This is a genomic window from Alteromonas sp. AWJ4_199, assembly GCF_056159165.1.
Genome location: NZ_JBSWUR010000001.1, coordinates 1,233,412 through 1,246,652, shown reverse-complemented (window position 1 = coordinate 1,246,652; position 13,241 = coordinate 1,233,412). Strand labels below are relative to the sequence as shown.

9 protein-coding genes are annotated in these 13,241 nt (G+C 45.4%); 8 read left to right on the top strand and 1 reads right to left on the bottom strand.

From position 1 onward, the window contains the following. Positions 1 to 4: 4 nt before the first annotated feature. From ACXAER_RS05425 to ACXAER_RS05400, 6 genes are all read left to right on the top strand, one after another. Positions 5 to 745 (top strand): glutathione peroxidase, encoded by a 741-nt coding sequence (locus ACXAER_RS05425; protein WP_039218689.1) that lies wholly within the window; start codon positions 5 to 7, stop codon positions 743 to 745. A gap of 84 nt (positions 746 to 829) precedes the next feature. After that, complete coding sequence (locus ACXAER_RS05420) at positions 830 to 1,918, top strand: alpha/beta hydrolase (RefSeq protein WP_474827326.1); 1,089 nt, start codon at positions 830 to 832, stop codon at positions 1,916 to 1,918. Positions 1,919 to 2,065: 147 nt separating this feature from the next. Further along, positions 2,066 to 2,620, top strand: a complete 555-nt coding sequence (locus ACXAER_RS05415; RefSeq protein ID WP_474827324.1) for a hypothetical protein — start codon at positions 2,066 to 2,068, stop codon at positions 2,618 to 2,620. Between the two features lie 189 nt (positions 2,621 to 2,809). Then, complete coding sequence (locus ACXAER_RS05410; RefSeq protein ID WP_474827322.1) at positions 2,810 to 4,255, top strand: TolC family protein; 1,446 nt, start codon at positions 2,810 to 2,812, stop codon at positions 4,253 to 4,255. A gap of 5 nt (positions 4,256 to 4,260) precedes the next feature. Continuing rightward, the gene (locus ACXAER_RS05405) at positions 4,261 to 6,054 is read left to right on the top strand and encodes an efflux RND transporter periplasmic adaptor subunit (protein ID WP_474827320.1); all 1,794 of its coding nucleotides are present in this window, start codon (positions 4,261 to 4,263) and stop codon (positions 6,052 to 6,054) included. After that, complete coding sequence (locus ACXAER_RS05400; protein WP_474827318.1) at positions 6,047 to 9,340, top strand: efflux RND transporter permease subunit; 3,294 nt, start codon at positions 6,047 to 6,049, stop codon at positions 9,338 to 9,340. The genes ACXAER_RS05405 and ACXAER_RS05400 overlap by 8 nt, the downstream gene beginning before the upstream one ends. A gap of 99 nt (positions 9,341 to 9,439) precedes the next feature. Here ACXAER_RS05400 and ACXAER_RS05395 read toward each other — a convergent pair whose 3' ends face one another. Further along, a complete protein-coding gene (locus tag ACXAER_RS05395) occupies positions 9,440 to 10,666 on the bottom strand; it encodes a dipeptidase (protein ID WP_474827316.1) in 1,227 nt (408 codons plus the stop codon). A 393-nt stretch (positions 10,667 to 11,059) separates the two neighbouring features. Here ACXAER_RS05395 and ACXAER_RS05390 point away from each other — a divergent pair, with 393 nt between their 5' ends. Both ACXAER_RS05390 and ACXAER_RS05385 read left to right on the top strand, forming a co-directional pair. Beyond that, positions 11,060 to 11,830: a SapC family protein gene (locus ACXAER_RS05390; RefSeq protein ID WP_474827314.1), complete on the top strand. Its 771-nt coding sequence runs from the start codon at positions 11,060 to 11,062 to the stop codon at positions 11,828 to 11,830. Positions 11,831 to 12,002: 172 nt separating this feature from the next. Beyond that, positions 12,003 to 12,827 carry a hypothetical protein gene (locus ACXAER_RS05385; protein ID WP_474827312.1) on the top strand — a complete coding sequence of 275 codons (825 nt, stop codon included), beginning with the start codon at positions 12,003 to 12,005 and terminating at the stop codon, positions 12,825 to 12,827. Positions 12,828 to 13,241: the final 414 nt, after the last annotated feature.

Here is a 13,241-nt window from a genome sequence, read left to right as displayed (position 1 = left end):
TGTTATGTCAGAAAGTCGCTTCACTTCCAAAGAAGGCCAAAAAGTACCAAGCGTGTCATTTCCATGTCGAGAAGGAGATGCATGGGTAACGAAAACGACAGATGAATTATTTTCTGGCAAAAATGTAGTGGTATTCTCTTTGCCAGGTGCATTTACACCAACTTGCTCGTCCACGCATTTGCCGCGTTATAATGCGTTAGCAAAAAAGTTTGCGAAACATGGCATTGATGACATTGTTTGTGTATCGGTAAACGATACTTTCGTGATGAACGCATGGGCCGCAGATCAGGAAGCCGCGAACATTACAGTCATTCCAGACGGCAACGGTGAATTCACCGACGGCATGGGTATGCTGGTAGATAAAGCGGACCTAGGCTTTGGCAAAAGAAGCTGGCGTTATTCAATGCTAGTGAAAGACGGCGTGGTAGACAAAATGTTTATTGAGCCTGATGTTGCCGGCGACCCGTTTGAAGTGTCAGATGCAGATACCATGCTGGCTTACATTGCGCCAGAAGAGCAAACTAACGCACCTGTTTCTATTATCACAAAACCGGGTTGTCCTTTCTGTGCTAAAGCGAAAAAACTGCTTGATGAAAAAGGTTACGAGTACGAAGAAATCGTGTTGGGCAAAGATGCCTCTCTAACCAGCTTAACGGCGATTAGCGGTCGTGAAACCGTGCCGCAAGTGTTCATTGGCGGTAAGCACATTGGTGGTTCTGACGACCTAGAGGTTTACTTTAGCTAACGTAATATACGTATTAATCGTCACAAGAAACGGGAGCATGGTAAACTGCTCCCGTTTTTTATTAATTATCCGTAGCGGAGAATAATGGTGTCATCGAAGTTTTTTGTAAAAATGCTCATAGGTATTGTTGCGCTTTTAGGTGCAAATATGGCGATAGCTGCAAATGTGTCGATACCCGATACAAGCGAAATGAAAAGCAGAAGTTTTTCAGATCTGCAAAATCAGTTCAAAGCATTTTATGAAAAAGAATGGGGGCAAACCCAGCCGTGTAGAGAAACAGCACTCAATCGCTTTTCTGTTTGCAGTAACGTATTGCGTAATGAAGGAAACTCACCTTTCATGCTGACCAACAAATCAAGCAGCAAAGTGGCAGTACTTATCCATGGTTTAAGCGACTCACCTTTCTTCATGCGTGAAATCGCCAACATCTTATTTGAACAGGGTTTTACTGTAGTCGTGCCGCTTTTGCCTGGGCATGGTAAACGAGATGCCGATGATGACATGTCTGACTGGGATTTAGCTGAACGCTGGCAGGCACACGTCGATGAAGTTATCGACTTAGCCGATAGCATGGGTGACACTCTACTTGTTGGCGGTTTTTCTACGGGGGGGGCATTAGCGGTAGAGCACTATCTTGATGAAGCTAGTAATGATGTAAACAACATCGACGGTTTAATGTTATTTTCTGGTGCGCTGGCGTTATCTGACAACGCTGAAAGTATGTCTCGAATTTGGGGCATTAAACTTTTAGCACGAGTGATTGATGGAAGTTATCAAACCCATGGCCCTAATCCTTACAAATACCCTAACGTGGCGGGTTTAGCTGGGTTGGAATTGATGGACTTAATTAACACTATTCGCGACAAAGTTGAAGAAGGGCAGCAGGTGGAAGTGCCCCTGTTTGCCGCTCATTCTAAAGCTGATGTAACTACGCCAATTCTAGGAATAGAGCAGTTAATGGAAGCAAGTAAAGGTCCAAATACCTTTTTCGTTATCGATGAATCGTACGGATTGTGCCATGCAGATTTAGTTGTGAATACAAGCTTGCTCAATAAAATGAATTTCAACGCAAGCATGGTTAATCAGCAAGAAGAGTGCGCGGTACCTAAAGCAAACCCATTGTTCTCGACCATGGACTTGATGTTGAAAGATTATTTGTCGCAGTTTAAATAAATTACTGGGACCTGTTGACCTTTGGTGTACAACTAGATCAACCGGCCCTGGCTTAGCGACATTAACAGCTGGCTTTACTGGTCGGTGACATCACGCTATTATTTCGTTGCATTGTGTGAATAAATAGCACTTTTCTGAGTACAGTCTTTGAGAAAGTTTCGGTTTGGTTTAGCGCTTAAAGGGTATAAATCGACGAACGCAAGTTCGTGGGTTCTTACACTGTTTTTAATGATGTCCCTTGTGTCGTCAGGCAGCGCTGTATCTATTGAACATTCATACGAACATGCCCATTCAATGTCGGTGATGACACCGCAGTCGGATTCACCTCATGCTAATCATCAAGTTCAATCACCTGAGTCTGCTAATACACATTGTCAGCAACATGAGTTGTCATCACAACATGCGGATTTAAGTGCTAAACACAACATGAGCGAGCCTGCCCAAGTCAATGGCGTCCACGTCAGCGGTGCAGGCGTGAATACCGTGAAAGCAACGCAGATGAGCGATATGTCTTGCTGCAAGGATGAATGTAGTTGTCCATCCGACCACTGTTTTAATCTTAGCGCTGGTGCGCTTATTCAGCCTACTTTCGAGACCGAAATATCGGTGGCGAGAATGGCGGCCACTGCACCTGTTTTAGGGCAGTGCAAAACCCTTCATTTTGGGCAGTTTCGCCCACCTAAATCGCTTTTCACAGCATAGATCTATCTTGCGGATTTGTTTCGCATAGGAGCTGTATTTTATCTAACGAAGTCCTTACTTCGATTTAAAGTGCCTCTTACCTTTTTATCTCTGTAACGCGTGGAACGTTTTTTTGTTAACTTCCTTTTTCAAAGGCAACGAAAAGCAAGCGAATTCAACACGCATTACCCTTGAAAAGTGATGTTATCCATGAGCATTTATTTGGTATCTAATAAAGAGGGCGTTAGCGCTGATAGGCCCTGTAGCGCGAGCACAGTGTTTATCGTATTTTTCGTGCTTACTTCTTTTTTCCTATTTATCAAGCCTTCTAAGGCACAACCGCTGAGCTTAGAACAAGCGCTGCAGTTAGCAATTCAACACGACCCTTTGCTTAAAGGGAATGTGCATCGCAAGAATAGCTTTAATGCAGAAGCTGAGGCGTCATCATACTGGACAAGCCCTCAGATTTCGGCGTCTGTACAAAACTTGCCTACCGATGGCTTCGCATTTGACCAAGAGCCTATGACGCAATTTAAAGTTGGGCTGAAGCAGCAGTTACCGCGAGGCAATGAAAACCTTTACAGCCAGCAAAAGTATCAGGTTATGGCTGACCAAATGTCGGTGCAGAATCAAGCTAGAAAGGCGTGGCTTAAACGTGAAGTCACGCTTACTTGGTTAGACTGGGTTTATGCAACGCATCGCCTTGACTTACTAGACAAAGAGAAATCATTGCTAACACAGCTTCTCGATTTTACTGACTCCAGATACAGTCAAGGCGTTGGTGCAGCGGCGCAGCAAGACATACTGCAAGTGCGCTTGGCATTGTTGTCTTTAGACGACAAATATGTGCAGGCCTACCAGCAAAAAAATGAAGCGAGATCTGCACTTTCAAAATGGTTCGGTGCGCCGCTAGATGCTTCTGTAATCATACCGCTAGATGACTCTGTAAGCGCACCGCTGGCTCAATCAACGCAAGAATCAACGCTTTCTTATCCAAAGCGTATCGAGCTCGATGCTATCTTAAACGACAGCAACCTCAGCCTTTCTTCGTTCTTAACGGTTATTGAGAGCAGTGAGCCTTTTTCAATTCTACAGCATCATCCTGAGGCTATGCTGCTTCAAATTCAGACCCAGATAGAAGCGCAAAATGTGAACATAGCGCGAGAGCAAACCAAGTCTCAGTGGGCATTTGAAGCAAGTTATGGATACAGACAAGACGCGCAAAATGGCGCAAGCCGAGCTGATTTTGTGTCATTGGGTGTTCAAGTAGACCTTCCGTTTTTTAACAAATCTCGTCAAGACGCTTCAATAGCCGCGGCGGCTTCCAAAATGAGTGCGTCTGAAACGGATTTCCGCTTGAAAGTGAACGAGCTTGCCGCGAATGCAGAGGTGCTTAAATCACGCTTGTCAGCGCTAAGTGAGCGCAAAGCGCTTTATGAAACGGCGTTAATTGGTGAAACACAGCAACTTTCTGAAGCTGAACTGGCAGCTTATACCACAGACACCGGTGATATCGGTGATGTTGTCAATGCCAACCTCAAGCAAGTACAGGTACAGGATGATTTACTTAAAATCGACATCGAGCGCGCCAGAACATTGGCGTCACTTGCTTATTTGTACCTGCCCACTCACGCCCATTTTTCGAATAATGAGTAGTTAATATGACATCTTCAACTAACCCTGCTCCAGATACAAAAAGCACGCTAATAAAAGGTTTGCTAGTAGGTCTGCTATTTGGCGGCCTGTTAGCGTTCGGCTTGGCCTCACTATTGTTGTCTGATTCATCAAAACACGGAAATGGTGAAAGTGCCCACAGCGGAGTCAGTGCCCACAGCGAGAAAAGTGCCCAAAGCGACGAAGCAGGCAATAAAGCCCCTTTATATTGGGTAGCGCCTATGGATGAAAGCTATCGCCGTGACAAACCGGGAAAGTCACCGATGGGAATGGACTTGGTGCCAGTATACGCCACTGACGAAGCAACATCTGCGAAAAGTAATGAGCGTACGCCTGGTACCGTAATGATTGCGCCAAATATACAGCACAATATAGGTGTTAAAGTCGCGCCCGTTACCATTGGAACACTTCAACAGACCGTAACGGCGGTGGGCAACGTTGCTTACGATGAAGATTGCATTGTGCACATCCACCCTAGAGTATCAGGTTGGGTCGACAGGCTTTTCATTAAATCTCAAGGTGAGCAAGTAGAAAAAGGACAGGCACTTTATACCCTGTATTCGCCAGAATTAGTTAGCGCACAAGAAGAATACGTTTTAGCTATTAAGCGAGGAGACGCACGTTTAATTGATGGCGCAGCCGAGCGCCTAAGAACTCTGGGGCTATCAAAGAGCGTTATTGAAGCATTGCAAAAAACTAGACGAGTAACACAAACCGTCACATTTAACGCGCCGCAAAGCGGTGTGGTAGAAGCGCTGAATATCAGGGAAGGATTTTACGTTCAGCCCGGGACAACCTTGATGAGCATCGCACAGCTAGATACGGTGTGGGTGATTGCTGAGGTACCTGAAAAATACGCGCAAATCATAGCGCCTCATAATAGCGCTGTGGTTACCCTTGATGAAATGACCCATGGGTCAGGTGCTAAATGGGAAAGTCACATAGAGTATATTTATCCGTCTTTGTCAGAAACAACCCGAACCCTGAAAGTGCGCATACCGCTAAACAATAGCAACCACACGTTAAAGCCTAATATGTTTGCCCACGTTGGAATAAAGCCTACTCAACGTAAAGCGGCGTTACTGGTTCCTCGTAGTGCCGTTATTCGCACGGCTGAGGGCGCAAAAGTGGTACTCAGTGATGGCGATGGCAACTTTAAGTCAGTACGCGTAGCACTGGGGCAAAGCGATAGTACACATTTTGAAGTCGTCGAAGGCTTGCTGCCAGAGGATGATGTTGTGGTATCAGCGCAATTTTTGATTGATTCAGAGTCGTCGAAAAGCAGTGACTTTGAGCGAATGAAAGCGCCCGATCACCAGGCCACGACAACAGGTACTATTGAGGCAATTGAATTGCCAGCTGACGCCGAAACGAATGGCGCTTCGAATAACGCAAGGTTAGTGATCGCTCGCGGGCCGATTGAAAAATGGGGACGGGGACCTGCGACAATGTCATTTGCGGTATCAAAGCATATTGACTTATCTCAGTTTAGTGAAGGTGACGACATCATGTTCACCTTTGTAACTGGCGAAGAATTCACGGTTATTGATATGCGAAAGCACAGTGAACATGCAATGGACAATGACATGGTGCATGACTCAGGTCACAGCAATCATAATCATAATGCGGGCGAGCGGAAGGGCGACGGAGAGCAAAGCGATGCTCATGAGTCCACGGTTCGTAAGTCAATGGCTCATAAATCTATGGAGCATAAATCAATAGAGCATAAGTCGGCAGAACAAAAATCGATAAATCATAAGGAGCATATGCACCATGATTAAATCTGTAATTCGCTGGTCGGTAAACAATAGAATACTGGTATTGCTGAGCGCTATTATGCTCAGTATTGCGGGTGTTTGGGCGGTGAAAAACACCCCCGTTGATGCTATCCCTGATTTATCTGATGTCCAAGTTATAGTGAAAGTAAACTATCCCGGTCAGTCACCGCAAGTGGTGGAAGATCAGGTGACGTTTCCTCTCACCTCTGCGCTAATGTCAGTGCCTGGCGCACAGACGGTGCGAGGGTATTCATTCTTCGGCGATGCCTACGTATATATAATCTTTGATGACGATACAGACATGTACTGGGCTCGAAGCCGCGTTCTGGAATACCTAAGCCAGGCGTCTTCGCAACTTCCAGAAGGCGTGACACCCCAGCTAGGTCCAGATGCGACAGGGGTAGGTTGGGTTTACATTTATGCGTTGGAAAACGATGCTAGTCAGCCAAATGCGCTGGATGCTGGTGAGTTAAGGGCGTTGCAAGACTGGTTCTTGAAGTTTGAGCTACAGTCAGTTGAAGGCGTATCTGAAGTTGCGTCTGTTGGAGGGATGGTTAAACAATACCAAGTTATTGTCGACCCTCAAAAATTACGTGCCTATAACATCCAGCCATCCATGATAGAAATTGCCCTTAAACGGGGTAACCGCGCGTCAGGCGCTTCGGTTATTGAAATGGCCGAGGCAGAGTACATGGTTAGCGCGCAAAGCTATATTCAGGACATTGATGACATACTGGCGTTGCCCACAGGCGTTATCAAAGACGGCGTTAGCATAACGATTAATGATGTAGCACAAGTGGTAGAAAGCCCGTTGATGCGCCGCGGTATTGCTGAACTAAACGGGAATGGCGAAACCGTAGGTGGCATTATAGTTATGCGCTATGGCGAAAACGCTAAAGCCACTATCGATGCGGTTAAAGCTAAGCTGGATTCATTAAAAGCGAGCTTGCCGGAAGGGGTGAAGATAGTCCCCGTTTACGATCGCTCTACCCTTATTGATAAGTCCGTCGATACCCTCACCAATAAGCTAGTTGAGGAATTGCTGGTTGTTGGTTTGGTATGCGCTATTTTCTTGTTTCACATACGTTCATCAATGGTTGCGCTAATCAGTTTGCCTATTGGTATTCTCGCCGCCTTTATCGTAATGAAGCTGCAGGGACTTAATGCCAACATCATGTCTTTAGGTGGCATTGCTATCGCTATTGGTGCAATGGTGGATGGCGCTATTGTTGTGGTTGAAAATTTACACAAGCACATTCATCAGCATGCTGTTTCATCAAGTCAGGGAGCCTCAGCGAGTCAAAGGGATTCAGCAAGTCAAAGGGGGGTAGCAAGTCAAAGGGGGGTAGCAAGTCAGGTGGGGGCAGGGAGTGCCCAAGCGCGAACATCTATACCAGCCTCTGCGCCAACATCTGCAAAGCTTTCGGCAGCCAAACGTTGGGAACTGGTGATTAAGTCGACCACCGAAGTTGGCCCAGCTTTATTCTTTGCGCTCCTAATTATAACCGTATCCTTTATTCCTGTTTTTGCATTGGAAGCGCAAGAAGGGCGTCTTTTTGCGCCTCTTGCCTTTACCAAAACCTATGCCATGGCAGCAGCTGCGGCGCTGGCAATTACTTTAGTTCCTGTGCTGGCGGGTTATTTTGTACGCGGAAAAATACGATCTGAAGCCCAGAACCCGGTAAATAGAGCTTTAAAGCGCGTATATCAACCATTGCTGACGCGGTTGCTTAACTACCCACGGAGCACCTTGTTGGGAGCATTTTGCTTGTTGCTTTCCATGTACTGGCCGTTAAGCCAACTAGGTAGTGAATTTATGCCCGAACTGGACGAAGGCGATTTGATGTATATGCCTACTACCTATCCGGGTATTTCAGTGGGTAAAGCCAGAGAGCTTTTACAGCAGACGGACAAGCTTATTGCAACCTTGCCCGAGGTTGAAACGGTATTCGGAAAAATTGGACGCGCAGATACGGCCACAGACCCTGCACCATTGACGATGATTGAAACCTTCATTCAGCTTAAACCGAAAGCGCAGTGGAGGGCGGGCATGACCACTGAAAAGCTCAAAGAAGAGCTTAACGCTCTGGTGCAATTTCCTGGGCTGACCAATGCGTGGGTCATGCCAATTAAAACCCGTATCGACATGTTGGCAACCGGGATAAAAACACCTGTTGGGATCAAGATTGCGGGGCCTGACTTAGCAGGTATTGAAGCCATTGGAAAGGATATAGAGACACTGCTTAAAGACCTGCCCAACACAGCATCTGTATATGCTGAGCGGGTGGTTGGTGGTCGTTATGTTTATATCGATATCGACAGGCAGTTGGCGGCGCGTTACGGCATGACGATAGACGATGTTCACAGCATTCTAGCTTCGGCAGTGGGCGGCAAAGTAGTTACACAGTCAGTGGAAGGGCGTGAGCGTTTTCCTATCGCCATGCGTTTTTTACAGCACTACCGCGATACGCCTGAATCTTTAGCATCCATGCCTTTCGTTACGCCAAGCGGTGTTCACATTACTCTTGGCGATGTGGCAACTGTGCGTATTGACGACGGACCAGCCGGAATTAAAAGCGAAAATGCCCGACTAAATGGGTGGGTGTATGTTGATATATCGTCAAACTCAGCCACGGGCGTTGACTTAGGGGGCTATGTAGATAGCGCGAAAAGCTATTTGTCAGACCATTTAGATTTACCGACTGGATACTCCATTACGTGGGCGGGGCAGTTTGCTTACCTTGAGCGCGCGAAAGCAAAACTGTCGGTGGTTATACCGCTAACATTAGCCATTATCTGCCTTTTGCTTTATCTGGCATTTAAACGCCTTCGCGATGTGGCGCTCATACTTGCTACCCTACCTTTGGCGCTGGTGGGCAGTGTGTGGTTGCTCTATCTTCTTAATTTTAATCTATCGGTGGCGGTAGGCGTAGGGTTTATTGCCTTAGCAGGTGTAGCGGTAGAAATAGGCGTTATCATGCTGGTCTATCTAAACCAATATGTATCAGAAGCACTTACTAAGCACGCAACAGAAAGTGGCAACACCAAAAAAGATGAGCTTGTGAAAAAGGCTATTGTCCATGCCGCCTCGGCAAGGCTTCGCCCTGTTATGATGACATCGCTTTCTATTATTGTTGGCTTGTTGCCTGTGCTTTATGCCACTGGAACCGGAAGTGAGGTGATGCAGCGAATTGCGGCGCCTATGGTAGGCGGTATGGCGAGTGCACTGGTATTAACGCTGTTGGTATTACCAAGCGCGTTTTACTTAATTGTGTCATGCAAGAAATAATGGAGTTGAAAGTGCAAGATTGAAAGTGCAATAGACTAGATAAAGCATGGGGAAGCGATAACACGCTTCCCTACGCTTCATTTTTAAAGTGTTGCCCGATTAATGCTCTTCCGCGTGCTTTTCCGCATAATCTTCCACTTGTTGCCAAACGCGCAAAAGGTTTCCGCTCAATATCTTTTCAATGTCGGTACGGCTATAACCTCTATCCAGCAATCCTTGTACTAAGTTTGGAAAACTCGCTACGTCTTTAAGTCCAATGGGTAAAGAGTCACCTACACCGTCATAGTCTGAACCAATACCCACGTGATCAACACCAATCAGTTTTACCACGTGATCGATATGGTCAAGCACTTCATCAAGGGTTGAATAAGGGTAAGGCATTTCTTTGCGATAATTCTCTTCAAAGTTCTCTAACTTAGGGCTGTCTTCGCCTTCTTTTTCAACCAAGGCTTTGCGCGCTGCAGTAAGGCCACTACGCCATTTGCCCGCTTCTTTAGACACAAAACTTGAACCAAAGTTAATCATAATTACACCGCCATTTTCGCCGAGTTTTTTGATCATCTCGTCGTCCATGTTGCGCTCAAAGCCAGGTGTAAATCGGCGCAGTGAAGAGTGCGATGCTATAACTGGTACCTTTGTTAGCTCGATAACCTGATAAAAAGCGTCATCAGAAACATGAGAAATATCTAACATGATACCTATATTATTCATTTCGCCCACTAGGGTTTTACCAAACGGGCTTAAGCCTTTCCATTTTCTACGCAGATCATACGAAGAGTCAGAGATGTGGTTGGCTTGACTATGAGCAAGGGTAATATAGCGAATGCCGCGCTCGTAAAAAGCCGTTAAATTTGCTAAGTCACCTTGAATAGGAGAACCATTTTCCATACCCATTGGCAGTGAAATTAGCCCCTTTTCAAATTGGGCTTTTACATCAGAAGGGCTTTTAGCAATGGCAAATTTATCCGGGGCGCGGGCAACAATGGCTTCTACTGAATCGATGAGCTCATGGGCAAGTTGGGTAGATTCAGGCGAATTGTCCAAGCTGGCAGGTACATAAATACTCATAAAGGGGGCGTTCAGGCCACCAGAAACTGCGCGAGGGTAGTCAAAGTCTCCACCTTCAGTGGCTTTAGTAACATCCACCCACTTTTCCTTTACGCGATAGGGAACGTCGATGTGACCATCTACAATAATGGTTTCTTGTGCGATCGTGATAGCTTTTTCAGATGCTGAATAAGTTGAGCTCTTAGCAAGAGAAGAGTGTGAAGCAAAAAGCGCAGAGATAAGTATTGCGCAAGATGAGAGTGGGAAGCGCCCCTTCATAGAAAATCCTTATTTTGTTTTTTTGTCGCTTAGGTCAACAATCGCTAACTTAATAGCAATACGAGACTAAAGGATAATGCACACCGCGACAATAGGCTTTTACTTGCTACGCATTAACCTCAGATTGATCTCGTGAACCCCTAAATTAGTCGATATTGCTCATTTTTAGAGCGCTTGTGCTTGTTTACTTCAAGTTTACATTGCAATAAAAATTTAAAACTTGTTATGGTGAAGACTGCGTGACTTCATTGCGCGAATACGGGATACTCCCAAGCGCTCCGCCAATTATCGATGACTACTATGCATCAGCGCGGCCGACGTAATTTTTTAGTGGCACCCGCTCTTCTCACATAATCAAGCCGGGGCCACAGCTAACAAGTATGAGAAATAAATATGGCTATTAATTTTGTACCGCTAGATAAAGAAAAGCATAAAGACCTAAAGGTTGCGGTAAATACATCTTTCAGCTTTGCGAAAAATACACACCTTGCAGCAGCAACGATCCGTGAATTTGCACAACTAGCTGCGACAATGCCGCTAGTGTTCATTGAAGACACTACATCAAAGCGTCACCACGTTGTGACTATGCTTGGTATGGAACAAGGTCAAAACCTTTTTCTAACTGGCGACAGCTGGAAAGGCCCTCACGTTCCAATGAACATCCTTCGCTATCCATTCGACGTGCGTCCAGACGGCGACAAGCTTGGCGTTTACATTGATGAAAACTCTGAACTTATTTCTGACGAAGGCCAAGCGCTATTCACTGAAGCGGGTGAAGCAAGCGAGTTCCTAGATAACCGTCAGAAATTCCTAGCAGACCTTGCGAATAGCGAAATGCTAACTCAGCGTTTTGTTGCGAAAGTCGTTGAACTGGACCTTCTTGATCCAATTCAAATTCGCCTTACTTACCAAGATGGTAAACAGCGCAATGTTACCGGCATGATGAGCATCAACGAGAAGAAGCTTCTTGAGCTGCCAGAAGAGCAGGTGCTTGAGCTACACAAGCAAGGCTTCCTAGGTGCAATTTATGCGGTAATGATGTCAGTGGGTCAGCTAAACCGCCTTGTTGAGCTTTCTAACGACACAGAAAACCCAATTCGCAGCATGCAGCTTTCTGCGGTTAAAGCAGAAGAAGCAGCATCTGAAGCGGCGCCAAACGCGTAATCGCTCCCTCATTTTGAAGTTTAAAAGCCCGCAAAGTTGCGGGTTTTTTTGTACCTAAAATTCACGTTCAGACTTCGTCATGTTTCGTTCAGAAACCGTTAAGTTTTAATGCCTTATCTTATGCGTAATGGTTTCACACGTCGTTCCCAACACATTTTTAAGGACAAAAGACATGAACATCAAATCTAATAAACTTTCAACAACGCTAACTGCACTATCACTTATTACGGCTTCAGTATTTGCAGTATCAGCAGCGCATGCAGCGACACAAAACGAAGTACAAGTAACCACCGTTGATTTTGAGGGGCTGGATGACAACCTCTACGGTGCTAGATATGTGCGCTACCTTGACGAGGTGAGTGGTAACAGCGGCGCCTACTTAATTAACCCATATCTTCAGCGTGTATCAAGTTTGTCTGGTGGGTACGCTAATTTAGACGGTATCGATGTGTTTAACTTAGGTAGCACCTTTTATTTCGACGATACGTGGATGCTAGCCATTGAAGGTGCCCATAGTAAATTTGACGACGACTTTGGCGATGAGGATTACACCAATATCGATTTAAAAGTAGGGTTTAACTTATCACGCCAATGGCAAATAGGCGCAGGTGTCATCTATCAGCGTGCCACGTACGACTTTAATGCCGGTGGAGAAAGTTACAGCGAAAGCGAGAATGAAACTTCACCTCTAGTTTTCACTCGCTATACCACAGTAGGCAATGGGGGGACCGGTTGGGACTTCACTGCTCAATACATTGCCGATGATGTTGATGTATTATCTGGAAGTGCGCGTTACTTCTTTAGCCCAGGTTTAAGTGTTCAAGGCAGCTATAGCTATACCAATGCGCCAGATGGCTTTGACAACTTAAAAACAGCAGGGGTTGCTTTAGATTACTGGGTGAATGAACAATTCTCTGTATCGGCAAGCTATGAAACAGATATTGATAGCGATATCGAAAGCGACGTTGCGTCGCTTACAGCTTCTTACCGTTTTTAAGGTAACTCAGCCATCAACTATCGATAGCTAGCAATTGTTAATAATGAACTATCAGTTTCGGTTGGTAGTTCATTTTTTGCGTTTATTCCTAGACACTGCTTTTAACTTAACCAACGTGTTTAATTTAGATAAAAACAGCCATTCATCGATAAATTTTAAGTTTAATTTTACCCACCTGAATATTTTTTAATCTTTTTTACGCGCCTAATCATACACTTCCTAAAGATACTGTATATCCAACCAGTTTAATCCCAGTGTTTATGCGGCTTTCACGCCTTTTTTCTACTTGACAGTGGGGATCATTGGTACCTAAACTGTATCTCAGTGGGTAAATGTGGCGAATTGTGGATCAAATCATCATCACTTTGCAGATTAGTACTCAAAAAACAAGAAAACCAAGAGCAAATAATAAAA